Origin of the sequence: Flavobacterium algoris (assembly GCF_048158525.1) — a bacterium.
Classification (GTDB): domain Bacteria; phylum Bacteroidota; class Bacteroidia; order Flavobacteriales; family Flavobacteriaceae; genus Flavobacterium; species Flavobacterium algoris.
This window is the reverse complement of the sequence record NZ_JBLNKT010000001.1, coordinates 56,697-82,261: the sequence shown is the minus strand read 5'-3', so window position 1 is coordinate 82,261 and position 25,565 is coordinate 56,697. Positions and strand designations below refer to the sequence as shown.

The window sequence follows — 25,565 nt, the reverse complement described above, 5'->3', positions numbered from 1 at the left end:
GCAAAAAAGAGGATGTCATTAAAAAAGGCATCCTCTTTTTTATGCCACATAATTAAAATTAGTACGATTCCTATTCGTAAGAAAAGCCATAATTACTCCGAATCAATTTAAATAAATACTTTTATTTTATCTGTAAGTCAAACGATTATATACAATAAAATAAAAATACTACTTAATAAAAAATGAAAATCCAGAATGAGATTCATTATTTTGTTGTAAATTTATGTGTTGTTTTTTTATCTAAAGATTGAAAAATGAAACCATCACACCAAACTATGACTCGCCTCTATGAACACTTAGGAAAAGTGTTTTATTGCATTGCGGCCATAGATAAAACGATTCGTAAAGAGGAAATCGCACAACTCAAAGAAATTGTAAAAACAGAATGGCTTCCGCTTGAAAATACTTTTAATGAATTTGGAGACGACACAGCCTATGAAATTGAAATTGTTTTTGACTGGCTTATAGCCAATAAATGGGATACTGAACAAGTGGTTCCTGATTTTAAAATTTTCAGAAAAGAGCATGACCATTTGTTTACCCCGGAGGTTATCACCTTGATTCTAAAAACTGCAAATACTATTGCAAATTCTTTTTTAGAAAAAAACAAATCAGAACATGTTTTCATAAGTCAGCTAAGCGCTATTCTGATACAATAATTGCAATTAACCCTTTTTTAAATCAAAATAAAGCTGTTTTAAAACAATCTACTTTAACATAAAAAATCAAAGACATGAAAAAGCAAACTGGCATTTGGATAGACTCCTCAAAAGCAATAATTGTTGCTCTTGATGGTGATACAGAAAAAATTACCGAAATAGATTCTGATGTCGAAAACAGTGTATATCACAACAAAGAAGGCAATAAAGGAACTTTCTCAGGAGTTCATCATGGCAATAGTGACAAAAAATTTGACAACCGAAAAAAACAAGAACTGGATTATTTTATAAAATCAGTGCTGTCTTATGTTAAAAAATCGGATGAACTTATTGTTTTTGGTCCAGCACAAACCAAAACAAAACTGGAACAAAAATTAATGGATGAAAATTTAATTGAACCCGGAAAACTAAAATCAGTAGAAACAGCCGATAAAATGACCTTAAATGAAATTGTGGAAAAAGTGAGACGATTCTATAACCCATTTGAATACAAAGAACCAAAGCCGAAAAGCTAATTTAAATACCATAAAACAAATTTAGAAACTACAATACTTTTAGGTTGTAGTTTTTTTTATGCTTTTTAAAGAAAATAAATTGTTTTTACGCATCAAAATTCTAAAGAAAACCATAAAAAATTTTCCTTTTGTATTATTTTCCTTTTCTTTATAAGCGAGATTCTAAGTATTATCTATTTTAGAATTTTTATCAAATATGAAACTGTTTATGAAAACCGGAAAACAAAAAATAATTCTAGCGACAAAAATACTTAGTGTATTATTTGTAGCTCTAATTATTGCTTTTTACCTCTTTCGTGATACGGTTTTACAGCAAACCATTGCTAAGGTTTCTAATGAAATGGAAGTCGATTACAACTGTACTTTTTCAGTAAAAAAAGCATCTTTTGACGGAATCTCTGGTGTAAATCTTTCCAATGTAGTATTAGCACCAAAAAATGCCGACACCCTTTTTAAAATACAAAAACTGAAAACGAGTGTCAATATATGGCAATTATTAGCGGGCAATCTACAACTGGGAACTTTAGAAATCAAGAATGGTTTTGTACAGCTTGTAAAGAAAGGAAAAGTGAGAAATTTTGATGCTTTTCTAAAAAAAGACAAGCAAACAGAAATTAGCAATGAAAAAAGAAATTACGCTCAATTTGCCTACAGAATCATATCGAAAGCGCTGAATTTAGTTCCAACGGATATGGTTTTGGACAATCTTTCGTTTCGACTGGATGACAACGGAAAAAAAGCGATGATTAATTTGCAAAAATTGCGATTGGTCAACAAGCAACTCGAAACTTCGATAAAAGTCCAAACCAATACCTTTACACAACGTTGGAAAATCAAAGGTTTTGCCGATCCAAGAAATAAAAAAGCCGATATTCGGTTCGTAAACATTGACACGGGCGCCATTAAAGTTCCTTATTTTGACGAACGTTTCAACCTGAAATCGAGCTTTGAATCCATCCGGTTAAATATTGAGAACATTGATAAAGATGGTGACGAACTTCATATTGACGGTTTTATGGCTATCGCCAATTTAAAAGTAAATCATCCAAAAATTGCCAGTAAAGATGTAGTAATCAAGAATGCTAAATTTGCTTACCGATTCTTATTGGGTTCTCATTTCATTTCAATAGACAGTACTTCAACGGTCCAATTTAACAAAGTGAAATTCCATCCTTATGTAGCTTACGAAACTGAGAAAGACACCATTTACAAGCTCAAAGTAGCCATCCCAAAAATGAAAGCGCAGGACTTTATCTCTTCGCTTCCTGATGGTTTATTCACCCATTTTCAAGGAATGGAAGCCGAAGGCAATTTTGACTACAACTTGAATTTCATGTTCAATAAAAACAAACCCAATCAACTGGTTTTCGACAGTAAATTGAATAAAGAAAATCTAAAAATTACAAAATACGGCGAAGCCAATCTGAATAAACTCAATGGAGAATTTATTTATCGGGCACTTATAAAAAATGTATTGCAACGTCCTGTTTTAGTTGGTTCAGCAAATCCTAATTATACACCTTTAGACCAAATTTCCCCTTATTTAAGAAAATGCGTCTTAACAACCGAAGATCCTTCGTTCTTTTCGCATCACGGTTTTATCAGCGAAGCGTTTAAACAATCTATCGTAAAAAATATAAAAACCAAAAAATTTTCCCGCGGTGCCAGTACCATCAGCATGCAGTTGATAAAGAATGTTTTTCTTACCCGAGAGAAAACAGTCTCGCGCAAACTGGAAGAAATTTTACTGGTTTACATTCTGGAAAATAACAGAATCGTAAGCAAGGAACGCATGCTGGAAGTATATTTTAATATTATCGAATGGGGACCAAACGTATATGGAATAGGGGAAGCGAGTCGGTTTTATTTCCAGAAGAGTCCATCAGAATTGAACTTAAATGAATGCCTTTATCTTGCCCGAATTATTCCAAGCCCAAGGAAATTCATGTACCAGTTTAATGACCAAGGGATGCTGAAAGATTTCGCCATGAAACAAGAATCTTTTTTAACCAATATCATGTTTAGGAGAGGACTTTTGAGTCCTGATGATACTATTTATAAAACACAACCTATCCTAATTTCAGGGCCTGCAAAATCTTTTCTAAGGATAAAAGCTCAAGATACCACACAAATAAAAATCGATTCTTTGGCAGTTGATGAAGAATTTGATCTTTAATAATTGTAAAAAAAATGTCATTCCGACGAAGGAGGAATCTCAAGTAATGGGATTCCTCCTTCGTCGGAATGACACAAAAACGGTTTATTATTTACGGTGCCGGATCTGGAATTACCGCTTGAACCTCGTCGATTGCTTTTAAGATTTCATCCGAAAGTGAAATGTGAATTGTATCGATGTTTTCTTTTAATTGTTCCATTGTGGTGGCACCAATAATAGTGCTGGTTACAAAAGGTTGCTGCTCTATGAATGCCAAAGACAATTCCGTCAAAGTCATTCCATTTTTCTTAGCAATTTCTTGATACAATCGAGTAGCTTCATAACATTGTTCGCTGTTGTATCTTGAAAATTGTGGAAATAAATTGATTCTCGCGTTTGGAAGACTCTCCCCTGTTAGGAATTTACCGGACAAAACGCCAAAAGCCATTGGTGAATACGCTAATAACCCCACATTTTCTCGCATACAAATCTCAGCGGAACCCGCCTCAAAAAGTCTGTTTAGTAACGAATACGGATTTTGAATCGTTTTTATTTTTGGCAAATTATGGTACTTGCTTTCTTCCAGAAAACGCATAATTCCCCAAGGCGTTTCATTAGAAAGTCCAATGTGTTTGATTTTTCCTTCTTTGACAAAACCGTCTAAGGTTTCGAGAACGTTTTGAATATTATCTTCCCAAGCATCGTCTTGCACTTTGAAACCGCGTTGTCCAAAAAAATTAGTTTTGCGTTCTGGCCAATGCAATTGATACACATCCAGATAATCAGTTTGTAAGCGTTGCAAACTTTGGTCTAATGCAAACTTGATACTGGCAGGAGAAAAATCATTTTTCTCCCGCATGTATGTAAAATTAGGATTTGGTCCCGCAATTTTTGAAGCCAAAACTACTCCTTCTCTTTTTCCTGATTTTTTGAACCAGGTTCCAAGAATTTTCTCTGTACTTCCGTAGGTTTCCTGACGTGCTGGAACAGAATACATCTCGGCGGTATCAAAAAAATTGACTCCTCTTTCAAGAGCATAATCCATTTGGGCATGACCGTCAGCTTCTGTATTTTGTTGTCCAAAAGTCATGGTTCCAAGGCAAATTTTGCTGACTTTTATATCGGTATTCGGTAAAGTAGTATATTTCATATTAAGAAAATTGTATTTTAATTTTTCAAAAACAAAGATAAAATTAGTTTATTGTTTTGGTTTCCAGTTAACAGAAATTTTGGAAACGTTTACAGGATATTAAAAAAATAACCGCAAATTCGCAAATTAAAACCTTCAATCGAAAGATAAAATTAGCGAATTAGCGGTTAAAAAAGATTCTTTTTCAAACCATTAAGAAATTAAGCTTGATTAAGAATCAACGCTTATCAGTACTTAATTTTCTTAATTCCTTACTGATAAAACGTATAACATTGTTTTAACCTTAATTGATATCATTCAACATTTTAGAAATCTCGTCTAATCTTGGTGTCAAAATAATTTCGATTCTGCGATTTTTTGCTTTTCCTTCAGCGGTTGAATTGCTTGCCAAAGGAGAAAATTCTCCTCTACCTGCAGCGGTTAGGTTTTCCTTATTGATTTTCTTGTTTTCACTCAAAATAGCAACAATTGCGGTAGCTCTTTTAGTTGATAAATCCCAGTTGTCTGCAATTGGTCCTGAAGCTGTAAAAGCATCGTCATCCGTATGTCCTTCAATAAGAACCGAAATCTCCGGGTTATCACCCAAAACTTTTCCTAACTCTACAACTGCCTTTTTACCTTCGGAACCTACTGCCCAGCTTCCAGAATTAAAAAGTAGTTTGTTTTCCATAGAAACATACACTTTTCCATTTTTTTGTTGAACTGTCAAACCTTTTCCTTCAAAGCTATTCAAAGCTTTAGATAGTGTTTCTTTCAATTTTTTCATGCTTGCTTCTTTGGCAGCAATCAAAGATTCCAACTCATCTAAACGCTGTGCGCTTTTGTTTAAACGTTCTTGTTCTAATGCTAACGCTTTCCCTTTCTCATCTAATTGATCCAACAAATCACGATTTTTCTTCATGTTGTTTTGCAAAGCGTCACTGCTATTTTTTTCTAAAGCGGCATAGGAATCCTGCAACACTTTAAATTTATTTTGAGCCGCGGCATAATCGGCTTTCAATTTTTCCAGTTCCGATTTTGATTTACTCAAATCAGATGTTAAAGCGCTTCGGTCTAGTTCTAATTGATTTTTAGCTTTTAAAAGATCTTCATTCTCATCTGTTAATCTTCTATTTTCTTTTTTGGAATCGGTGTACTTGCTTTCTAAATCATTGTATATTTTCTTGGACACACATGAAGTTGAAAGTGCAAGCACTAGTAATCCGATGGAAACTCTTTTAATCATTTTATTAGTATTTATGTTGTTTCTATAGTTGTTTTGAAAGCAAAAAATCAAATTATATCCAAATGCCCTAGCCCCGATTATAGTGGAAATCCTTGTTGTTTTTTCTTTAAAAACAACAAGATTGCAACGGAAAGCGGGAAATAGCTCCTCCTTCGACTCCGCTCAGGATGATTACTCAATTTCTACCAAAACAGGGCAATGGTCTGAATGCACTGCATCAGATAAAATAACGGCTCTTTTTAATTTATGTTTTAAGGTGTCGCTAACTAAATTGTAATCGATGCGCCAACCCTTGTTGTTTCCTCTTGATCCGGCGCGGTAACTCCACCACGAATATTGGTGTGGCTCATTGTTGAAATGGCGGAAACTATCCACAAATCCGGACTTCATGAATCCGTCGAGCCAAGCTCTTTCTTGCGGTAAAAACCCGGAAACGGTTTTGTTTCTGATTGGGTCATGAATGTCGATTGCTTCGTGACAAATGTTGTAATCCCCGCAGATAATCAGGTTTGGCCTTTCTTTTTTGAGTTCGTCAATGTAAGTCTGAAAATCATCCATGAACATAAATTTATGGTCTAATCGCTCAATATTTGTCCCAGATGGCAAGTACAAACTCATCACAGAAAAGTCATCGAAATCAGCCCGAAGGTTTCTTCCTTCAAAATCCATGTGGTGAATTCCGGTTCCATGAACGACATTGTTAGGCTTTATTTTCGATAGAATGGCCACACCACTATACCCTTTTTTGGTTGCTGAATAATAATATTGATACGGATAACCCGCCTTTGTAATATCATCAACCGGGATTTGGTCTTCTGTAGCTTTAATTTCCTGAAGACAAATAATATCTGGGTTTGCGTGCTGCAACCAGTCTATAAATCCTTTTGAAATGGCAGCTCTTATTCCGTTGACGTTGTATGAAATAATTCTCATTAAAGTATTTTTTGAGTTTGATTCGATAAATTATTGTTAGCCTAAAGTTTTCAGGAACCCACTTTTTAATTTTATCGAAAGAAACATATTATTTTTTTCTGTGGGTTTCAAATGTAATAAAAAAGTATAAGTTTGGTTCAGAAAAAGAGAGAAAATGGAGTTTTTTGCTATCTTTGTTTCTTGCCTTAAAAATAAAAAATACATGGGTTTAGTTACCGCCAAAGAAGTTGCAAAAGCAATAAATGCTGATAAGTATGGAGTTCTGGGTACTTTTTCTGGATGGTTGCTTATGAAGGTGCTAAAAATTTCTACCTTAAACAAAGTATACGACAGAAACAAGCATTTGAAAGATGTTGATTTCCTCAATGGAATATTAGATGATTTACAAATAAAATTCGAAATTCCTCAAGAAGACTTAAAACGCTTGCCAAAAGAGGGTGCTTACATCACGATTTCAAATCATCCTTTGGGAGGAATTGACGGTGTTTTATTATTGAAATTAATGCTTGACAAAGAACCTAATTTCAAAATTATCGCTAATTTTCTTTTGCATCGAATTGAGCCGCTCAAGAAATACATCATGCCGGTAAATCCTTTTGAAAATCATAAAGATGCCAAGTCTAGTGTTGTAGGAATAAAAGAAACCTTGCGCCATTTAAGCGACGGAAAACCTTTAGGAATGTTTCCTGCAGGGGAAGTTTCTACCTACAAAGACGGAAAATTAATGGTTGATAAACCGTGGGAAGAAGGTGCCATAAAAGTTATCAGAAAAGCCCAAGTCCCAGTTGTTCCTATTTATTTTCATGCGAAAAACAGTCGATTTTTCTATATGCTTTCAAAAATTGGTGGCACATTACGTACCGCTAAATTACCATCAGAAGTGTTTAGCCAGAAGAATCGTGTGATAAAAGTACGTATTGGAAAACCTATTTCGGTAAATGAACAAAACGAACATAAAACCATTGAAGAGTACACGGAGTTCTTGAGAAAGAAAACCTATATGCTAGCCAATCCATTTGAAAAAGAAAATAATTTTTTAAATACGTCCAGTTTAAAAAGTCCAAAAAGTCCAAAGCAAATCGTTACTCCTGCAAATGGAGAAAAAATGATTGCCGAAGTAAATGCATTGAGAAGTACAGATTGCAGGCTTTTGCAAAGTAAAAACTATGAAGTGTTTTTTGCCGAAGCCAATAAGATTCCAAATATCCTTCATGAGATTGGTCGATTGAGAGAAATCACTTTTAGAGAAGTAGGTGAAGGAACTAACGAATCGATTGACTTAGATAAATACGATCAATATTACCACCATCTTTTTTTGTGGGACGATGATACTAAAAAGATTGCAGGCGCTTATAGAATGGGCTTAGGGGCAGAAATATATCCTAAGTATGGAATAGATGGCTTTTATTTAAACAGTCTTTTTCGTTTTGAACCTGAATTACACGACATGATGCACAAATCCATTGAAATGGGAAGAGCATTCATTATCAAAGAATACCAACAAAGACCAATGCCATTATTCTTGTTGTGGCGCGGAATTATCCATACCACTTTGCATTATCCTGAACATAAATTTTTATTGGGGGGAGTAAGTATCAGCAATCAATTCTCCGATTTTTCAAAATCCTTGATGATTGAGTTTATGAAATCCCATTATTATGATCCTTACATTGCGCAATACATTCACCCTAAAAAGGAATATAAAGTAAAACTAAAAGATGCCGATAAGGATTTTGTATTCAACGAAACAGATGCCGATTTGAATAAATTTGACAAAATCATTGACGAATTAGAACCTGGCGTACTTCGTTTGCCTGTTTTAATTAAAAAATACATCAAGCAAAATGCCCGTTTGGTCGCTTTTAATGTTGATCCGTTATTCAACAATGCTATTGATGGATTAATCTACCTGAGGATAGCAGATATTCCGGAAAGCACCATGAAACCGGTAATGGAAGAATACCAAGCCGAACTGGAAAGAAAACTGAACGATAAAGAAGATTGATTTGAGATTATATAAAAAATCCCGATTTTAAATCGGGATTTTTTATGCTTTAAAACCAAGCTTTTTTACCAACCTGATAGGTTTGATAAAACTCTTCATCTGATTTTGTTAAATATATTATTCCCTCAATCAAACCCAATACACCTGTTACTGTCCCGCAAGTACACAAACTAATTACCAACCATATAATACCTTCATTAGTATAACCTAAAAGGAATTTATGAATTCCTAAAGGTCCTAAAAGAATAGCAAGAAGTCCCGCCGCTATTTTTTTATTGTCTTGATAAACTGGTCGTGGATTATTCCATTCTTCATGCTTTGAATTTTCCATAAATTAATTGTTATAAGGTTGTTTTTCAGTGATTAAAAATATAAAAATTATTGAAATACTTTATCAATTGGCTCCCATAGTTCTATTTTATTTCCTTCGATATCCAGAATCCAACCAAATTTTCCATACTCATAAGACTCCATATCACCCACAATTGTTACACCTTCCTCCGATAATTTTTTTAACAAATTTTCTAAATCATCCACTCTGAAATTTTGCAAGAATTGTTTTTCGCTTGGCGCAAAATAAGTCGAGTCGTCAGCAAACGGCGACCATTGGGTAGAACAATCATTCCCATCTTTATCTTTCCACCAAAAAGTAGCACCATAATCATCGGTTTTCAAACCCAAGTGTTTTCCGTACCAAGCCACCAGTTCTTTTGGATTCTTTGATTTGAAGAAAAAACCGCCAATTCCGGTAACCCGTTTTTCCTCCTTATTAACTTTGGCTTGACCAAAATATTTTGTTTTAATCTTATCTACAATCACTTGTGCCAATCGTTCATGACTTTCGAATGTCCATCCGGCAATATGTGGTGAAAGAATCACATTCTTCGCTTGCAACAAATACTGGAAAGCCTCCGGCGTATTTTTATCTTGAAAAAGGGTTTCAAAAGACAATTTCTCATATTCCAAAACATCTAAACCGGCTCCAAGTATTTTACCGGACTCCATCGCCGAAACTAAATCGGCAGTGACAATATTCTTGCCACGAGAGGTATTTATAATCCAAAAGGATTTGGTAAACCCATTGATAAAATCAGCATCAACCATTTTATCAGTTTCAGGAGTCCACGGAATATGAAGGCTTACCACATCCACTTTTTGCTGAAATTCTTCCAATGTAACTTGCTTGGCATTGCTGTCTCCTACATTTTCCTGAATATCATAACACAGGACTTCCACATCAAAACCACGGAGTTTTTTGGCAAATGATTTGCCCATATTTCCATAACCAATAATCCCCACCGTTTTCCCGTCGAGTTCATGACCGCGGTTGCTTTCCCTGTTCCAGTGACCGGACCGTATCTCGCTATCGGCTTCATTCAATTTATTGAAAAGTGACAAAATCATCCCTAAAGTATGCTCGGCAACAGCATTCCTGTTTCCTTCCGGAGCAGCGATAAGCGTGATGTTTTTGGATGTTGCATATTCACAATCGATACTTTCTAAACCCGCTCCTACGCGTGCTATAAATTGCAAATTGGTGGCTTTATCCAAGAATGTTTTATCAATTTTAAATCGACTCCGAATAACAATCCCCTGATAATCTTGAATTTTAGCTTCAATTTCTTCTTTGGATGATTTGAAATCACTGTGATTTATAAAACCGGCATTTTGCAATTGATCCCAAAGTAATGGATTATTGCTATCGATATGAAGGATTTTAATATCCATAAAAAAGTTTCTAAGTTTTAGTACCCCAAATTAACAAAAAAATAGTTCCCAAATGTGTAAATTAGCATTCTTTCTATTCTGGAGATTCATCTCCTGAATTCAATAGTAATAAAATTCAAAAAATGAAATTAACAAAAACATTCAAGGAATTCTTTGAAAGTGAAAAAGCGGGAGGATTACTTTTACTCTTTGTAACCATTCTTTCTCTTTGTCTTGCTAATTCCCCTTTTCAAACGGAATATATTGCTTTTTGGGAAACCCAATTGGGTCATCATTCCATTACACATTGGATTAATGACGGACTGATGACTATCTTTTTCCTGTTAATTGGTTTAGAACTGGAACGTGAAATTTATCAGGGTGAATTGTCCAGTATCAAGAATGCTGCGTTGCCTATTTTTGGCGCTTTAGGCGGTATGCTTGTTCCTGCCGGAATCTTTTTAGCATTAAATTTTGGAACTATTACACAAAACGGAGCCGGAATCCCCATGGCTACGGACATTGCTTTTGCCATTGGTATTTTATCCTTATTAGGAAATCGTGTTCCTGCATCGCTTAAGGTATTTCTAACTGCCTTAGCGGTAATTGATGATTTGGGTGCCATAATTGTCATTGCCATATTCTACACGGCAACAATTGCTTTTATAAATTTATTTATAGCCTTAGCTATTCTTGGTGGTTTATTTATTCTGAATCGAATGAAAGTTCATAGTTTATTCCCGTACTTAATTGGTGGTGTTGCTATGTGGTATTTCATGCTTAATTCTGGAGTGCATGCCACTATAACTGGTGTTTTATTGGCTTTTGTAATTCCGTTTGGCGATGGAAGCAAAAAAACATCGTCTTATAAAATTCAGCATTTTTTACACAAACCCGTTGCCTTTTTTATCTTGCCGTTGTTCGCAATCGCCAATACGTGTATAGCGATAGATTCCAATTGGCATGAAGGACTGAACCATCCCAACACAATAGGAATCATATTAGGACTTGTGATTGGAAAACCACTCGGAATTTGGCTTTTCTCTTTTTTAGGCGTCACCTTGGGGATTTGCGTTTTGCCCAAAGATTTACAATGGAAAACTATTATTGGTGCAGGAATGCTCGGCGGAATTGGTTTTACCATGTCTATATTTATAACGCTGCTTGCCTTTAAAAATGACGGTGAAGAAGTAATTACCTATTCTAAAATTGCAATTCTCGTTGCTTCCTTTATAGCCGGAACAGCTGGTTTTCTTTGGTTGAAATATACTCTGAAAACTCCAATCAAAAAAATAAAGATTAAACCAATCATTTAATTGATTCTCCAATAAAAAAGGGTGTTTAGCTTTACAACTAAACACCCTTTTTTATTGAAAACTAGGATTGTAACTGAACTATTTAAGCTAAAAGAGCTTTACTTATTAGCCCAATAATCAAACACTGTGACTTTCTCAGGAGCAGGATTTAACAGCGCTACAAAAGCTTTGTGATCTGGATGAATAAGATAGGCATCTCTATCACTTTCGCTGCTGAATGTAAGTATAAAGCAATGTGTCAAACCCTTATTCAAATTTTCAGGACTATTATTGGTTCCCCATTCAAATGATTTAATGGTTGGAATTTTATGCTTTAAATCGCTCAAAGCGGTTACCACTTTCGTGATATAGGCTGCATCCGTTCCTTCTTTCCATCCAAACATAACTACATGTCGCAGCACTTGTTTATGTTTGTCTTGCTGGGCGTTTATGGTATAGGTTGAAAGTAAAATAAGGGTTAGTAGCAATAGTTTTTTCATGGTAGTTTTTTTTTCGAAATGTACGAATTATTTGAGTTGATTTTGCAGGGAGACTGACGCTATTGTAAATTGCTACTTGCTTTATTTGATTCTTGTTGTGGGCGTAAAGTCAGAGACGTTTTCGCAGCATAAACGACGAAGGCTTTGTGGAGCGGGATGTAAAAGACGCCTTTATTAATTACAGCTTGATTCACCTAATAAAACTCCGTAAGAATTATCACTATTTGGGTCGTTAATTGAATTAACTTTTACAACTTTTACCCATTTAATAGTTGCTTTATGTTCATTTAATATTTCACATAAATATTGAGCAAATCCATTTCGATTTGTACCATCATCTTCAACACTTACATAAAGAACATTTGCATCAGTAATCATTGCTTCTTTTACTTTTGGTTCTTTTTTTATTTCTTCTAATGCAGTTACATTTCCTTTGTTTTCTGTTTTACTTTCACTTTTTTCAAATACAACTTCCGTTTCATTATTTTCTTTTACTTTTTCATTAGAAGTTTCTTTATCATCAGCTAGACTTACAATAAGCAGAATAGTAATTATTGTTGTAACTCCAATTTTCCAACTTTTAGAAATGGTTGAATTTTTCCAAAGAGCAAATAATCCAATTGGGAAAAAGATAAAGCAAAGTAATAAGACCAGCCAAGTTTTATCATACCAATTATTTTGTTTCTGTTCCATAAATTTAAAATTTGAGTTGCTGTTTTAGTTGTTGTTCTGTACAGTCATAGTTTTGTATAATTCCATTAATTGTTTCAGCTTTTGACTCATTTGTCAAAATTGCCTCTCCCCATTCTTGGAGTTGACCGGTAATAATATCTCCAATATCAATGCTATTAGATGATAACATTTCAAAAATTGAATATAAATTTCTTTCGATTTCTATGGCAAAATATCCATTTTTTGGATTAATTTTCTTTACTATTCCTCTCATTTTTTGAATAATTATTGTTACGTTAAGTTCTAGAATTCTACGGTAAGCTTACCGCTAACTTTTAGCTTTGCGCTATAAATAGAGTTTATTCACTCTCTACTAAAACTAGTGGCTTTACTTACATAAAACTAATTTTGCAATAAAACGTATTTTAACTGCACCTGTTTGACGTAAAAACTAACTCGTGTTTTAAACAAAATAATTTCTCCAACAAATCTATCAAGAACAAAACACACTACTTTACGGCTTTCCTCATTTGGGTAAAAAAAATAAAAAAATAGATTTAAGAATGAAGATTAACGATTTTTGATTTCAGATTTTATGTGGAATCTAAGATTGTTCATTTTAGCGATTTTATTCGGTTTTCAAATCAAAAAATCAAAAATCGCTAATCAAAAATCTTCAATCAAAAAAAAGGGTCTTCTCAACAGTTACGCTGAAGAAGACCCTTTTTTTTATTGGGGGCACGCCCAAATGACGTTTATCCCTTGATTTGTTTCAAAGAAGTTTTGATTCCTCGTATCAATGACGAACTGAATCCGTGCATTTCCATTTCGTTCAATCCCGCAATGGTACAGCCTTGTGGTGTGGTTACACGGTCAATTAATTGTTCTGGATGTATTTGTTCTTCCATGATCATTTCGGCAGCGCCTTTTACGGTTTGTGCCGAAATAGCTAGTGCAGTTTGCCAGTCAAATCCTATTTCGATTCCGGCTTGCATCGAAGCACGAATATAACGCAACGCAAAAGCAGTTCCACTGGCCGCAAGAACGGTTGCTGCATCCATCAATTTTTCGTCTATAATAGGAGCTGTTCCTAAATCTTTGAAAAGAGCCACTGTGTTTTGTGCTTTCTCTTTGTTTTTTTCATGAAACGCGATACACGTTGCCGAAGCACCAAATTGTGATGCGATATTCGGCATGATTCGTACGGCGCTATTCCCATCGCCTATCTTATTTTGTAAATTTTCTATTGACAATCCACTCACTGCCGAAGCGATTACCTTATTAGAAATCACCGGAAGAATTTCGGCCAAAACGGTATCTACCTGATACGGTTTTATAGTCAAAATGATAATATCCGCCTCTTGAATTTGATGCGTGTTATCTGAAGAAACTGTTACGCCCAGTTGCTCTAAATAAAGAATGCTCGCTGTATTTCTTCTGGTTACGGTGATTTGATTTCCTTGCGAAAATTTTGATAATCCTTTTGCGATAGCTACGCCTAAGTTTCCTCCGCCAATTATGTGTACTTTCATGCTGGTTGTGGTTTTACTCTCCCCGACCCTCTCCAAAGGAGAGGGAGCCGATATGGAAAGTGTTTCTTATAATTTTTATGTCTTTTGATTATATTCTTAATAACAAATTATTTTCATGAATTAAAATCCGTGTTAATCTGTTTAATCTGTGTCATCCGTGTGCCGTTTTTAATGGTTCATTTTACGGGACTTTCTTATGCTTATTTTAATTAAAATCCTAAAATGAGATTGGCAATTCCGAAGTAAATCATAATTCCAAAAACATCATTTGTTGTTGTAATAAAAGGCCCTGTCGCAATGGCTGGATCGATATTGTTTTTGTGCAGGAAAAGTGGCACCAAAGTTCCTAAAATGGCGGCAAATAATATGACTACAACAATGGATATGGAAATCGCCATTCCCACCTGGAATTGTCCATACATAAACGTATGATAACCCAATACCAACAGTGCTATTATAGTCCCGGAAATCATTGCTACCGAAATTTCTTTGCTGAAATAATTACGGCTAAATTCTTTTAAAGTACCATTTGCCAAACCTTGGACAATAATTGCCGATGCTTGTACCCCAATATTTCCTGCTGTTGCTGAAAGTAACGGCATAAAAATAATTAGTGTGTAAAATTTTTGGGAAGTGGCTTCATTACCTTTAATAACATAAGATGCAATAAGTTCAATAAACATACCGATTAACAACCAAGGCAAACGCGCTTTGGTATGCTCGTAAATACTGTCATTTGTTTCAACATCTTGGGTAATACCCGCAGCCATTTGGTAATCTTTGTCGGCTTCGTCCTTGATTACATCTATAATATCATCAATGGTGATTCGGCCTACAAGTCGCCCCAGTTCATCAATGACAGGAATGGCTTCTAAATCGTATTTCTGCATGATTCTCGCCACCTCAACATCTTCGGTATCTACATTCACCGAATTCAGTTTCCGAATGTACACATCACTTATCGCCGTTCTGGTGGAAGTCGTCAATAAATCCTTAAGCGACAAACGTCCTTTTAATCGGTCTTCATCATCTACCACATAAATAGAATGCACCCGAGAGATATTTTCGGCCTGGATTCGCATTTCTTTTACACAAGTCAGTACGTTCCAATTTTCATTGACCTTAACCAACTCTTTGTGCATAATTCCACCTGCTGTATCCTCATCATATCGCAATAAGTCAACGATATCCTTGGCATGCTCGACATCTTGAAGTTCTGATATTACTTCTGCTTTAATCTCTTGCGAAAGTTCGGCAATAATATCGGCAGCATCATTCGTCTCTAATTCATCTAATTCTTCGGCAATCTCTTTTGGCGAAAGCCTGCTTAATATATTCTCCCGCAAATCATCTTCTAGTTCAAGAAGAATCTCTGCCGTTTTTTCACTGTCTAATACTTTAAAAATGTAGGTTGCTTCGTCAAAATCAAGCTCGTCAAGAATCTCGGCAATATCAGCATGGTGCATGTCATTGAGTAAGGATTCTAATTCCTTATCATTTTTATTAACAATGTGTTGCTCTAATTCCTGGATTAGCGCTTTGCTGATTTTAAACTCCATCGGCTTCTATTTTTTGAGTAAGTTCTATGAACTGTTCTACATTTAATTGCTCTGGTCGAAGATCAAAAACTTTATCTTCTCTTAAACCATCGGACAAATTTAAGGTTTTTAAACTGTTTCGCAAGGTCTTTCTGCGTTGTTGAAAAGCCGTTTTGACCACAGTGAAAAACAATTTTTCTCCGCAAGGCAAACTGTAATCTTTTTTTCTGCGCAAACGCAACACTCCCGATTTTACTTTTGGTGGCGGAATAAATACATTCTCGTCTACCGTAAATAGATATTCGGCATTATAAAAAGCCTGAACTAAAACCGACAGAATTCCATACGCTTTGGTTCCCTTTTTTTCGCAAATACGTTGTGCCACTTCTTTTTGGAACATACCTGCAAATTCAGGAATCTGATTGCGGTATTCTAATGCGCGAAATACAATTTGAGTCGAAATATTATACGGGAAATTCCCTATTATAGCGAATTGCTTTCCTTCGAAAATCTCGTTGATGTTATATTTCAGGAAATCTTTAGAGATAATCTTATCCTTTAATTTTGGATAATTTTCATCTAAATATGTCACGGATTCGGTATCGATTTCTATCACATACGTATTGATTGGCTTGTCCAACAAATACTTTGTCAAAACTCCCATTCCCGGACCTATTTCTAATACATCATCATATCCTTCTAAGTTCAACGTGTCAGCAATGTCTTTTGCAATGCTTTCGTCTTTCAAGAAATGTTGTCCGAGGTGTTTTTTGGCTTTTACTTTTTCCATTTTATTTGTTTTTTGCCACGAAGGCGCAAAGTGTTTTTATGTTTTTTTAATATCCAGAAAATTATCGCAAACTGAATATTGTTAACTATTTCTTATATCCTATCTTTTTTCGTTCTGGAGTGATTTCTTTCTTTTCCATAAGTTCATCTACATATTGAAAAACGAGTTCTATGTTTTTTCCTTGATTTTCAATTTTCTTTTTCATTATTTCAAAATCAATGCGTAAATCAGAATTATCGGAGAGCATTTGTCTGGTTTTTGTAAATATTCTCATAATCTGAATGTTGGTTTGAATTGCTTTTTCACTATTCAAAACACTCGATAACATTAATACTCCATGTTCTGTAAAAGCCATCGGCGCATAACGCAAACCCATGTTTTCAGAATTGGAGGTCGCAATTTGCGACCTCCAATTCTCAAACTCATCTTTAGACAAAACAAACATAAAATCAATAGGAAATCTATCGATATTTCTTTTAACTTGCTCTTTTAATCTTTTAGTCTCAACCCCGTAAAGCAATGCCAAATCACGATCTATCATTACTTTTTGATTTCTAATGAAATAAATCTTACTGATAACGGTGTCATCCGGTATTATTGAAATTTTATCGCTCATAAAATGAAATTTTTATGTTATTTCAGAATTGGAGGTCACAATTTGCGACCTCCAATTTTTATGCTTTATTATAAATTCAACTTGATATCGCAAATTGCGACTTCAAGATTTTGATTCAAAACGAAACCCTGAGTGTGATTGCTTCGTTTCTCGCAATGACTCTAGAAATCTGAAATCAATTCCAGCTCGGTTCTAAAAGCAAGCATTTTGTCTCCAAACAATTTCACTCCTTCTTCGCGAAAAGCGGGCGCATCTTCCTGATAATATTTCTCCAAAGTTTCTTTGCTATCCGTAGTGTATTGAACAGAATAAGTCACTCCGCCCATTTCTTCTTCAATTAAAACCCGCACCATTCTTGCCGAGGAAAATTTCCCAGTAGCCAAAATTTCGGGAATGTGTTTGTGTTGCATCCAAATCATCCATTGATCGTGAACGCTTTCATGTATGTTTGTGGTAACGTTGTATATTATCATTTCTTAACTATTTAATCGTTGATTTGTTTAATCGGTTAAAACAATTAACCGATTAAACAGTATTTATAAATTCGTATCGCCTCGCAATTGCCTGAATTTCTTTCGGGCTTCCACAAAATAGATACTGTCTTCGTGACTGAAAATTATCTTTTCGTATAATGGTTTTGCCTTTTCGGGCTGTTGTAACTTTTTGTTATAAATTTCTGCCGAGAAATATAAGGCTTCGTCAATGTAAATTCCGTCGCTGTGCTTGTCAATAATAGCTTGATATTGGCTTAAAGCCAAAGTAAAATCACCCAGTTTTTCATAAATTTTACCCAAACGCAACAACGTCACCGCTTCTATTTCCTCTCCTTTATAATTTTTTAGAATCATTTGAAACTGCGTTACCGCTTCCTGATTCCTGTTTTGATATAAAAGATAATCTCCTTTTGCAAACTGTTTCAAAGCCGTTTGTGTCGAATCGGCAACGGTATTGTCATTGATCAAAAGAAAATATTCCAAAGCATCATTGGCAATCAGTTGTGTATTCGCTGATTTCAATTCCTTGAATTGTTTCAAAGCCCATACAAAGTCTGTTTTGAAATAACTCGTTTTGGCAGCTTTCAAACTCGCTTCATGCGCCACTATATCATTTTTTAAATCCAATTCTATCTGCGAATAATAGATCAAAGCCTGATTAAATTTTTCTTCGTAAAGCAAAATATCGGCCAATTCCATTTTGGCCTGAGCCACTTCGTAATCGTTCAACTGTAATTCGAGTGCTTTCTTAACTATTGCCTTTCCTTCCTCCGGTTTTTTTAAATTGAAAGCTACAAAATGCGCCTGAATCAGCTGCAAAGATAAGGTAAAAGGACTTATTTCAAATTGTTTCAACAAACCGTCTAATTCCGTATTGATGGCAGCATACTCTTTTTCTTGCGCTTTTTCTATTTTCATTTTAATCAAATAGGAATTCGCCTGAATCAACAGTTCTAAATCTTTTGTGTTTTCCAAAACAAAACCAAGGATTTCTTTGGCCGCTTCTTGATTGTCTTCTTCAATAGCGAGTTGCCCTAAATTCACAATATTAGAAAGCGATTCCGGATCGCGTTTATAAATCGCTTTTTCTTGGATAAATGCTTTTTCAAATTCTTTTTGTTGCACATAATACCAACTCAAATAACGATTCCAAAAAATATCTTGATTTTTTTGAGCTCTAATAATTAATGCTTTTCGCAATATTTCACTAAAATTGGCATCGCCCTCATCCACCATAAAACGAGACAGTTGATTTTGAATTTGTATCGAATTTTGGGGATTCGCATAGGCTTCATTCAGAAAGGTATTAATCATCATTTCCTGATTGCCTAATTGACCATAAAGCAATCCGATTTGATAATTGAAATTAGCTTCTAATTCTGTTGCGGTTTGATACGATTTCAAGGCATATTCCAACAACACTTTTCTCTCAAAAGAATTGGAAATACCGTACACTTCATTTGGATTTTTTTTGATTCTGTCTAATGCTTGCTCGTAGTAAATTTTGGCTTTGACATCATTTTTTTGCAACTGGTAATTGTATCCCAATTCGACCAGAAGACTCCCCTGTTTGTATTTGTCTAATCGGTCCAATATTGCTTTTTCAGCAACAGAAAATTGCTGTAATTGTTGGTAACAGTCAATGGTTCTTAAAAAATACTGTGTGTTTTGGGGTAGGTTTTCCAGTAACTCTTCATAACTGATTTTGGCTTTTTCAAAATCGCCTTTATCATAATAATACTGCGCCAATTGTTCGTTTTGAGAAAAACAAACCAATGAAAAAAACAGATTTATATATAGAAATATTTTTTTCATTTTTTAATTGCAATTTGTTTCGTCAAACATCAATTTTTATAAACCATATAAGGAATTTAAGGACATTTAAGATTAGTGTTTTTTTCCTTGTGTTTTAAAATCCAACGTTGTCCGTTGATTTTTTCACAGAACACTTATGTGATCTTAAATTACTTATATGGTTCAATTTTTTTGATTTTAGTCAATAATATCAAACCCACAATACGGACGTAAAACTTCTGGAATTACGATTCCTTCCGGAGTTTGGTAATTTTCTAAAATTCCAGCCAAAACTCTTGGTAAAGCCAATGAACTTCCGTTTAAGGTATGTGCCAATTGGTTTTTTCCATCTTTGTCTTTGAAACGCAATTTCAAACGATTTGCTTGAAAAGTCTCAAAATTAGAAACTGAACTGATTTCTAACCAACGATCTTGCGCGGTAGAAAACACTTCGAAATCATATGTCAAAGCAGCCGTGAATCCCATATCGCCGCCACAAAGTCGCAATATTCTGTAGGGCAATTTCAATTCCTGAAGAATATTTTTAACGTGTTCCACCATTCCGTCCAAAGCTTCGTATGATTTATCCGGATGTTCTACACGAACGATTTCCACTTTGTCAAATTGATGCAAACGGTTCAATCCACGTACGTGAGCGCCATAAGAACCTGCTTCTCTACGGAAACACGGCGTGTAAGCCGTAGTTAAAACGGGTAATTCATTTTCGTTTAAGATCACGTCACGGAACAAATTCGTCACCGGAACCTCCGCCGTTGGAATCAAGTACAAATCGTCGGTTTTATCATGGTACATTTGCCCTTCTTTGTCCGGCAATTGCCCCGTTCCATAAGCCGATGCTTCATTTACCATGTGCGGAACCTGAACTTCGTTGTACCCCGCTGCCGTATTTTTATCTAAGAAATAATTGATCAAGGCGCGTTGTAACTTCGCTCCTTTTCCTTTATAAACCGGAAATCCTGCACCCGCGATTTTTACTCCAAGTTCAAAATCGATGATGTCGTATTTTTTTACCAATTCCCAATGCGGTTGTGCGCCTTCATGTAAAACTGGAATCTCTCCTTCTTCAAAAACGTTTAGGTTTTCCTCTGGCGTTTTTCCAACAGGAACAATATCAGCCGGAAGATTGGGCAGCGTATATAATTTCTCTAAAAGTGCTGCGGCAAGTGCATCAGCAGTTTCGGCTAAAGCTTTGCTTTTCTCTTTATTTAAAACGGTTTTTTCTTTTAGAATTGCGGCTTTAGCTTTCTCTCCAGCTTTCATTAATTCGCCAATGTCTTTGGATAATTTATTAGATTCGGATAAAATGTTGTCTAACTCTACTTGTGTAGCGCGACGTTTTTCGTCCAGTTGTACCACTTCTTCAACAACACTTGCAGCATCGATGTTTCTCTTTGCCAAAGCGGTGATTACTTTTTCTTGATTCTCTCTAATAAATGCGATTTGTAACATAGCTTGATTTTTTTAACGCTAACTTTTATAATAATGGAAGCAAATTTAAGGAAATGTTTGATAGAAATGCGGGAAAGTTTTTGGGTATTCGTGTTTGAAATTTTTAGCCACAAATTTCACTAATTTTCACTAATAACAATCTGTTTTAATTTCACGAATTCCTAAAATACATAGAATTCGTGAAATTCAATTTTAAAAAGCAATGCAATTAGTGAAAATTCGTGAAATTCGTGGCTAACTTTTTTATTCTCTTTTAATCTCGTGTCCCACAAATTCTTCCAAGGCAGCAAACATGTCATCTACAGAAAGGGCTTCGAAATCGGGGTGTGTTTTAAGAAAAGCAGCATTCAAAGTAACCAGATTTTCTTCAATTTCGAAAAAAGTGTCGTTGTTGAGCAAATCTCGGATTGGATTTACACCTTCCAATTTCCCTTTCAGGAATTTATTGAGTTTTACGCTACTCATTAATTTTACTTTTTTGGATTGTTGTTGGAACAATTCCAAATGCTTTTCGGCGCCAATTAATGCTAAACCTTCTTCTATCAATTCGTTTAATTCTTTATCCCAACTCGAATTATAGACAAACTGCGCAAAATTTCCTTCGGTATATTGAGACGTATAATAATCTAAATAATAACTCATTATAGCATCTTCGTGAATCAAATCATCATTAATACCTTCTTCGCGCATTAAGTTGATTACCGAAATATTGGAGTGAATCACATCTTGAAGGTTTTCACTGATCATTGCCGTTTCTGAAATAATTATTCTACCGAATTCCATAGGTTTTGTGTTTGAATATTTGCAGCAAATTTCGAGTAAAATAGTGAAGAATCGAAATGTTTTTTTTTAGCCACAGATTACACAGATTCGCACAGATTGATTAACGTTAGCAAGTGTCATCAGATTCGTCACTACTCTTTTTTCTGATTCATTTTTGTAACCAAAGCTTTCAAACGTAAGGCTTGTGCTTTTTTCTCTTCTTGAAGTTTAGTGTTTTTCCGATTGAGCAATTTGGTATGTAAAGCCTTATTTTTGGTGTTTTTTTCGGGTCCTTTTGGCATGATTTATACGCTACTTTATTTACGGCTACAAATATAAATAAACGGATCGTAAAACGCGGAAAAAGGAATCACACAGTAAGAACTTGCATTTCGCTCAGACCTTTACGTTGTTCTTCATCATTTTCCTATAAATTTGATTGTAAACATTGTCCGTACCTACGGCACTTTATGAGTGGACGGATTAAAATCCATCCCTACAATATTTGCCGAGCCTACGGCTCTTACAGGTGCGTAAAAGTTCCATAGGAACGATTCATATTGTAGCAACGGATTTTAATCCGTTGGAAATAAAATAAAAGGAATAAAGTTCCGTAGGAACGACACCTATTAAATTATTGACAAAAATTCATCGAAAACCCAAATCCCTAGCCCCGATAGCAGTGAAAATCCTTTTTCTAAACGCTGTCAGGGTTCAAAACCCTGACAGCGTTGAAAAAGATTGCAACGGATAGCGGGAAATAGCTCCTAAAACCTCCAAAAAACACAAACAATTTCTCATAAGTACAGACAAGTCACGACTTGTCCCTATCATCCCTTCGTCGCTATCATAAAAAAACTTATTTTTGCACTCAATAAAATTGAATCATGATACAGAATCCAAAAAGATATACCATTACAGCGGCATTGCCTTATACGAACGGACCGATTCACATAGGCCATTTGGCGGGTGTTTACGTGCCTTCTGATATATATTCCAGATATTTAAGATTGCAGGGAAGAGATGTTTTGTTTGTTTGCGGAAGTGACGAACACGGCGTGGCGATTTCGATGAAAGCCAAAAAAGAAGGCATTACGCCACAGGAAGTAATCGATAAATATGATGGAATAATCCGTAAATCGTTCTCTGATTTTGGAATTTCGTTTGATAATTATTCTAGAACTTCGGCTAAAATTCATCATGATACGGCTTCGGAATTTTTTAGAAAACTGTATGATAAAGGTGATTTTATTGAGGAAGTGACCGAGCAATTGTATGATGCAAAAGCAGATCAATTCTTGGCAGACCGTTTTGTAGTGGGGACTTGCCCAAAATGTGGCAACGAAGAAGCCTATGGCGACCAATGTGAAAAATGCGGTTCGACGCTGAATGCTACGGATTTGATTAATCCAAAATCGACAATTACAGGAGAAACTCCTATTTTGAAATCTACGAAACACTGGTTTTTGCCTTTGGATCGTTATGAAGATTTCTTGAAAGAATGGATTCTCGTTGGACATAAAAATGACTGGAAACCGAATGTGTACGGACAAGTAAAATCGTGGATTGATGGCGGTTTAGAACCTCGTGCGGTAACTCGCGACTTGGATTGGGGAATTGATGTTCCGGTTGAAGGTGCTGAGGGGAAAAAATTATACGTGTGGTTTGACGCGCCGATTGGCTACATTTCATCCACGAAAGAATGGGCTTTGCGCGAAGGAAAAGATTGGGAACCGTACTGGAAAGATAAAGATACGAAACTGGTTCACTTCATTGGGAAAGACAATATCGTTTTCCATTGCATCATTTTCCCTGCGATGTTGAAAGCTGAAGGAAGTTATATTTTACCAGACAATGTGCCTGCGAACGAGTTCTTGAACTTGGAAGGAAATAAATTGTCGACTTCTAAAAACTGGGCGGTTTGGTTGCATGAATATTTGGAAGAATTCCCAAATCAGCAAGATGTTTTGCGTTATGCGTTGACCTCAAATGCGCCGGAAACGAAGGACAATGACTTTACCTGGAAAGATTTTCAGGCAAGAAATAACAATGAATTAGTAGCGATTTACGGGAATTTCATTAATCGTGTGGTGGTTTTAACCAATAAATATTACAACGGAATTGTTCCGCAACCGAATGAACTTTCGGAAGTGGATGAAGCTACTTTAACCGAATTGAAAGCCTATCCAGCGGTGATTTCAAGTTCTGTGGAGCGTTACAGATTCCGTGAAGCGTTGAGCGAATTGATGAATGTGGCGCGTTTAGGAAACAAATATTTGGCGGATGAAGAGCCTTGGAAAGTTATCAAAGACAATCCGGAGCGCGTGCAAACACAAATGTATGTGGCCTTGCAAATTGCTGCTGCATTGAGTTCTCTTTGCGAACCTTTCCTACCATTTACAGCAAAAAAATTATCAAGAATTCTAAAAATAGAAAATCCGTTGAACTGGAATACTATTGCTCAAAATTCTGATTTGATTCCGGCTGGACACCAAATTGGCGAAGCTGAATTGCTTTTTGCTAAAATTGAAGACGAGGAAATCCAAAAACAAATAGACAAACTGGAAGCAACTAAAACTGCCAACACTGCCGAAAATAAAAAAGCAGAACCCCAGAAAGAAGCAATTCAATTTGAGGATTTTGCCAAAATGGATATCCGTACAGGAACGATTCTAGAAGCAGAAAAAATGCCGAAGGCAAACAAGCTTTTGATTTTGAAAGTGGATACCGGAATTGACGTGCGCACCATCGTTTCAGGAATTGCTGAGAGTTTCAAACCAGAAGATATTGTAGGGAAAAGAGTAACTGTTTTAGTGAATTTAGCTCCAAGAAACCTTCGCGGCGTGGAAAGTCAAGGAATGATTTTGATGACTACGAATGCTGAAGGAAAACTGGTTTTTGTGAATCCAGATACGGATGGCGTTGCGAATGGAGAGACGATAAATTAAACATTCATATATCAACGATTACTTAGAGACGTTGCAATGCAACGTCTCTATCTGTTTTAACCAAGAACCATTCAGAAATTATATAAAAAATATTATATTCGTTATCATCAACATACAGGAGACGTTGCAATGCAACGTCTCTACCGATAAATCCGAACGAAAATAATATGAATAACAAATTTCAAAATAAATACCGCATACCCTCTGCCCGATTTAAAAATTGGGATTATGGAAATAACGGCGCCTATTTTATTACGATTTGTGCCCAAAATAGGGAACATTTTTTTGGTGAAATTATTTCTGTTGCAGACGAGAATGAAATGCAGTTGAATGAAATCGAAAAATTAGCTGAGCCATTTTGGGCTGAAATACCAAACCATTTCCCATTTGTTGAATTGGGAAATTATACCATTATGCCGAATCACATTCATGGAATATTGATAATTAATAAACAGATTATCGTTGATGACATTGTAGAGACGTTGCAATGCAACATCTCTACCGTGAATACGACAGAAAACATCAATAAAAAGGAACTGATGGCGGAGATTTCACCTAAATCGGGTACAATTTCAACCATAATTCGTTCATACAAATCGGCATTAACCAAAAACGCACATTTTATGCATGCTGATTTTGAATTGCAAGCACGTTTTCATGATCATATTATTCGTGATTCCGAATCATTTGAGAGAATACAAAATTATATAGAAACCAATCCTGAACTGTGGAAAGAAGACAAATTTTACAACTAGACTAGTTGTAAGATTATATTCAGAAATAGCTTTTGTATTATACCAAAAAA

General features: G+C 35.3%; 24 protein-coding genes and 1 pseudogene. 7 read left to right on the top strand and 18 right to left on the bottom strand.

The window, feature by feature from the left end; all coding sequences use genetic code 11:
- The first annotated feature begins 254 nt into the window (after window positions 1-254).
- From ACM55I_RS00335 to ACM55I_RS00325, 3 genes are all read left to right on the top strand, one after another.
- Window positions 255-659: a hypothetical protein gene (locus ACM55I_RS00335; protein WP_416844805.1), complete on the top strand. Its 405-nt coding sequence runs from the start codon at window positions 255-257 to the stop codon at window positions 657-659.
- 74 nt (window positions 660-733) lie between these two features.
- The gene (locus tag ACM55I_RS00330; protein ID WP_416844804.1) at window positions 734-1,174 is read left to right on the top strand and encodes a hypothetical protein; all 441 of its coding nucleotides are present in this window, start codon (window positions 734-736) and stop codon (window positions 1,172-1,174) included.
- Window positions 1,175-1,382: 208 nt separating this feature from the next.
- Complete coding sequence (locus tag ACM55I_RS00325; protein WP_416844803.1) at window positions 1,383-3,350, top strand: transglycosylase domain-containing protein; 1,968 nt, start codon at window positions 1,383-1,385, stop codon at window positions 3,348-3,350.
- 91 nt (window positions 3,351-3,441) lie between these two features.
- Here ACM55I_RS00325 and ACM55I_RS00320 read toward each other — a convergent pair whose 3' ends face one another.
- The 3 genes from ACM55I_RS00320 to ACM55I_RS00310 all read right to left on the bottom strand — a co-directional run bounded on the left by ACM55I_RS00320 (window position 3,442) and on the right by ACM55I_RS00310 (window position 6,637).
- Window positions 3,442-4,479: an NADP(H)-dependent aldo-keto reductase gene (locus tag ACM55I_RS00320; RefSeq protein ID WP_416844802.1), complete on the bottom strand. Its 1,038-nt coding sequence runs from the start codon at window positions 4,477-4,479 to the stop codon at window positions 3,442-3,444.
- A 283-nt stretch (window positions 4,480-4,762) separates the two neighbouring features.
- Window positions 4,763-5,704 (bottom strand): OmpA/MotB family protein, encoded by a 942-nt coding sequence (locus ACM55I_RS00315; RefSeq protein WP_416844801.1) that lies wholly within the window; start codon window positions 5,702-5,704, stop codon window positions 4,763-4,765.
- A gap of 171 nt (window positions 5,705-5,875) precedes the next feature.
- Window positions 5,876-6,637, bottom strand: a complete 762-nt coding sequence (locus ACM55I_RS00310) for an exodeoxyribonuclease III (protein WP_416844800.1) — start codon at window positions 6,635-6,637, stop codon at window positions 5,876-5,878.
- Window positions 6,638-6,839: 202 nt separating this feature from the next.
- On the opposite strand from ACM55I_RS00310, the gene ACM55I_RS00305 reads away from it, so the two are divergent.
- On the top strand, window positions 6,840-8,642 hold the full coding sequence (locus ACM55I_RS00305) for a GNAT family N-acyltransferase (RefSeq protein WP_416844799.1): 1,803 nt from the start codon (window positions 6,840-6,842) through the stop codon (window positions 8,640-8,642).
- A 49-nt stretch (window positions 8,643-8,691) separates the two neighbouring features.
- On the opposite strand, the gene ACM55I_RS00300 is transcribed toward ACM55I_RS00305, so the two are convergent.
- From ACM55I_RS00300 to ACM55I_RS00290, 3 genes and pseudogenes are all read right to left on the bottom strand, one after another.
- Window positions 8,692-8,973, bottom strand: a complete 282-nt coding sequence (locus tag ACM55I_RS00300) for a TM2 domain-containing protein (protein WP_039108240.1) — start codon at window positions 8,971-8,973, stop codon at window positions 8,692-8,694.
- Between the two features lie 47 nt (window positions 8,974-9,020).
- Window positions 9,021-9,386: a VOC family protein gene (locus tag ACM55I_RS00295; protein WP_416844924.1), complete on the bottom strand. Its 366-nt coding sequence runs from the start codon at window positions 9,384-9,386 to the stop codon at window positions 9,021-9,023.
- Between the two features lie 45 nt (window positions 9,387-9,431).
- Window positions 9,432-10,370 (bottom strand): annotated as a pseudogene (locus ACM55I_RS00290) (2-hydroxyacid dehydrogenase); the annotation flags it as partial.
- 122 nt (window positions 10,371-10,492) lie between these two features.
- Between ACM55I_RS00290 and nhaA the strand changes: the two are divergent.
- A complete protein-coding gene (gene nhaA, locus ACM55I_RS00285; protein ID WP_416844798.1) occupies window positions 10,493-11,665 on the top strand; it encodes a Na+/H+ antiporter NhaA in 1,173 nt (390 codons plus the stop codon).
- Window positions 11,666-11,763: 98 nt separating this feature from the next.
- Here the strand turns inward: nhaA and ACM55I_RS00280 are convergent, their stop codons facing one another.
- From ACM55I_RS00280 to ACM55I_RS00225, 12 genes are all read right to left on the bottom strand, one after another.
- Window positions 11,764-12,144 (bottom strand): Dabb family protein, encoded by a 381-nt coding sequence (locus ACM55I_RS00280; RefSeq protein ID WP_416844797.1) that lies wholly within the window; start codon window positions 12,142-12,144, stop codon window positions 11,764-11,766.
- 174 nt (window positions 12,145-12,318) lie between these two features.
- Complete coding sequence (locus tag ACM55I_RS00275) at window positions 12,319-12,837, bottom strand: hypothetical protein (RefSeq protein ID WP_416844796.1); 519 nt, start codon at window positions 12,835-12,837, stop codon at window positions 12,319-12,321.
- Window positions 12,838-12,841: 4 nt separating this feature from the next.
- Window positions 12,842-13,090 (bottom strand): hypothetical protein, encoded by a 249-nt coding sequence (locus tag ACM55I_RS00270; protein ID WP_416844795.1) that lies wholly within the window; start codon window positions 13,088-13,090, stop codon window positions 12,842-12,844.
- A 481-nt stretch (window positions 13,091-13,571) separates the two neighbouring features.
- Entirely contained in the window at window positions 13,572-14,348 is a 777-nt protein-coding gene (gene proC / locus ACM55I_RS00265; protein ID WP_416844794.1) for a pyrroline-5-carboxylate reductase, read from the bottom strand.
- Between the two features lie 209 nt (window positions 14,349-14,557).
- Entirely contained in the window at window positions 14,558-15,907 is a 1,350-nt protein-coding gene (gene mgtE / locus ACM55I_RS00260; protein WP_416844793.1) for a magnesium transporter, read from the bottom strand.
- Window positions 15,897-16,676, bottom strand: a complete 780-nt coding sequence (rsmA, locus tag ACM55I_RS00255; RefSeq protein WP_416844792.1) for a 16S rRNA (adenine(1518)-N(6)/adenine(1519)-N(6))-dimethyltransferase RsmA — start codon at window positions 16,674-16,676, stop codon at window positions 15,897-15,899. The genes mgtE and rsmA overlap by 11 nt, the downstream gene beginning before the upstream one ends.
- Window positions 16,677-16,761: 85 nt before the next feature.
- Complete coding sequence (locus ACM55I_RS00250) at window positions 16,762-17,292, bottom strand: ORF6N domain-containing protein (RefSeq protein ID WP_416844791.1); 531 nt, start codon at window positions 17,290-17,292, stop codon at window positions 16,762-16,764.
- A 161-nt stretch (window positions 17,293-17,453) separates the two neighbouring features.
- Complete coding sequence (locus ACM55I_RS00245; protein ID WP_416844790.1) at window positions 17,454-17,765, bottom strand: DUF4286 family protein; 312 nt, start codon at window positions 17,763-17,765, stop codon at window positions 17,454-17,456.
- 63 nt (window positions 17,766-17,828) lie between these two features.
- On the bottom strand, window positions 17,829-19,601 hold the full coding sequence (locus ACM55I_RS00240; RefSeq protein WP_416844789.1) for a tetratricopeptide repeat protein: 1,773 nt from the start codon (window positions 19,599-19,601) through the stop codon (window positions 17,829-17,831).
- A gap of 177 nt (window positions 19,602-19,778) precedes the next feature.
- Complete coding sequence (gene serS / locus ACM55I_RS00235; RefSeq protein ID WP_416844788.1) at window positions 19,779-21,050, bottom strand: serine--tRNA ligase; 1,272 nt, start codon at window positions 21,048-21,050, stop codon at window positions 19,779-19,781.
- A gap of 243 nt (window positions 21,051-21,293) precedes the next feature.
- Window positions 21,294-21,833: a DMP19 family protein gene (locus tag ACM55I_RS00230; protein ID WP_416844787.1), complete on the bottom strand. Its 540-nt coding sequence runs from the start codon at window positions 21,831-21,833 to the stop codon at window positions 21,294-21,296.
- Between the two features lie 131 nt (window positions 21,834-21,964).
- A complete protein-coding gene (locus ACM55I_RS00225) occupies window positions 21,965-22,114 on the bottom strand; it encodes a hypothetical protein (protein WP_416844786.1) in 150 nt (49 codons plus the stop codon).
- A gap of 585 nt (window positions 22,115-22,699) precedes the next feature.
- On the opposite strand from ACM55I_RS00225, the gene metG reads away from it, so the two are divergent.
- Window positions 22,700-24,760 (top strand): methionine--tRNA ligase, encoded by a 2,061-nt coding sequence (metG, locus tag ACM55I_RS00220; RefSeq protein WP_416844785.1) that lies wholly within the window; start codon window positions 22,700-22,702, stop codon window positions 24,758-24,760.
- 167 nt (window positions 24,761-24,927) lie between these two features.
- Entirely contained in the window at window positions 24,928-25,515 is a 588-nt protein-coding gene (locus tag ACM55I_RS00215; RefSeq protein WP_416844784.1) for a transposase, read from the top strand.
- Window positions 25,516-25,565: the final 50 nt, after the last annotated feature.

Excerpts from the sequence above, each read along its gene's own strand:
- ACM55I_RS00335 (WP_416844805.1), top strand. The coding sequence starts at position 255 with ATGAAACCATCACACCAAACTATGACTCGCCTCTATGAACACTTAGGA.
- ACM55I_RS00330 (WP_416844804.1), top strand. The coding sequence starts at position 734 with ATGAAAAAGCAAACTGGCATTTGGATAGACTCCTCAAAAGCAATAATT.
- ACM55I_RS00325 (WP_416844803.1), top strand. The coding sequence starts at position 1,383 with ATGAAAACCGGAAAACAAAAAATAATTCTAGCGACAAAAATACTTAGT.
- ACM55I_RS00320 (WP_416844802.1), bottom strand. The coding sequence starts at position 4,479 with ATGAAATATACTACTTTACCGAATACCGATATAAAAGTCAGCAAAATT.
- ACM55I_RS00315 (WP_416844801.1), bottom strand. The coding sequence starts at position 5,704 with ATGATTAAAAGAGTTTCCATCGGATTACTAGTGCTTGCACTTTCAACT.
- ACM55I_RS00310 (WP_416844800.1), bottom strand. The coding sequence starts at position 6,637 with ATGAGAATTATTTCATACAACGTCAACGGAATAAGAGCTGCCATTTCA.
- ACM55I_RS00305 (WP_416844799.1), top strand. The coding sequence starts at position 6,840 with ATGGGTTTAGTTACCGCCAAAGAAGTTGCAAAAGCAATAAATGCTGAT.
- ACM55I_RS00300 (WP_039108240.1), bottom strand. The coding sequence starts at position 8,973 with ATGGAAAATTCAAAGCATGAAGAATGGAATAATCCACGACCAGTTTAT.
- nhaA (WP_416844798.1), top strand. The coding sequence starts at position 10,493 with ATGAAATTAACAAAAACATTCAAGGAATTCTTTGAAAGTGAAAAAGCG.
- ACM55I_RS00280 (WP_416844797.1), bottom strand. The coding sequence starts at position 12,144 with ATGAAAAAACTATTGCTACTAACCCTTATTTTACTTTCAACCTATACC.
- ACM55I_RS00275 (WP_416844796.1), bottom strand. The coding sequence starts at position 12,837 with ATGGAACAGAAACAAAATAATTGGTATGATAAAACTTGGCTGGTCTTA.
- ACM55I_RS00270 (WP_416844795.1), bottom strand. The coding sequence starts at position 13,090 with ATGAGAGGAATAGTAAAGAAAATTAATCCAAAAAATGGATATTTTGCC.
- proC (WP_416844794.1), bottom strand. The coding sequence starts at position 14,348 with ATGAAAGTACACATAATTGGCGGAGGAAACTTAGGCGTAGCTATCGCA.
- mgtE (WP_416844793.1), bottom strand. The coding sequence starts at position 15,907 with ATGGAGTTTAAAATCAGCAAAGCGCTAATCCAGGAATTAGAGCAACAC.
- rsmA (WP_416844792.1), bottom strand. The coding sequence starts at position 16,676 with ATGGAAAAAGTAAAAGCCAAAAAACACCTCGGACAACATTTCTTGAAA.
- ACM55I_RS00250 (WP_416844791.1), bottom strand. The coding sequence starts at position 17,292 with ATGAGCGATAAAATTTCAATAATACCGGATGACACCGTTATCAGTAAG.
- ACM55I_RS00245 (WP_416844790.1), bottom strand. The coding sequence starts at position 17,765 with ATGATAATATACAACGTTACCACAAACATACATGAAAGCGTTCACGAT.
- ACM55I_RS00240 (WP_416844789.1), bottom strand. The coding sequence starts at position 19,601 with ATGAAAAAAATATTTCTATATATAAATCTGTTTTTTTCATTGGTTTGT.
- serS (WP_416844788.1), bottom strand. The coding sequence starts at position 21,050 with ATGTTACAAATCGCATTTATTAGAGAGAATCAAGAAAAAGTAATCACC.
- ACM55I_RS00230 (WP_416844787.1), bottom strand. The coding sequence starts at position 21,833 with ATGGAATTCGGTAGAATAATTATTTCAGAAACGGCAATGATCAGTGAA.
- ACM55I_RS00225 (WP_416844786.1), bottom strand. The coding sequence starts at position 22,114 with ATGCCAAAAGGACCCGAAAAAAACACCAAAAATAAGGCTTTACATACC.
- metG (WP_416844785.1), top strand. The coding sequence starts at position 22,700 with ATGATACAGAATCCAAAAAGATATACCATTACAGCGGCATTGCCTTAT.
- ACM55I_RS00215 (WP_416844784.1), top strand. The coding sequence starts at position 24,928 with ATGAATAACAAATTTCAAAATAAATACCGCATACCCTCTGCCCGATTT.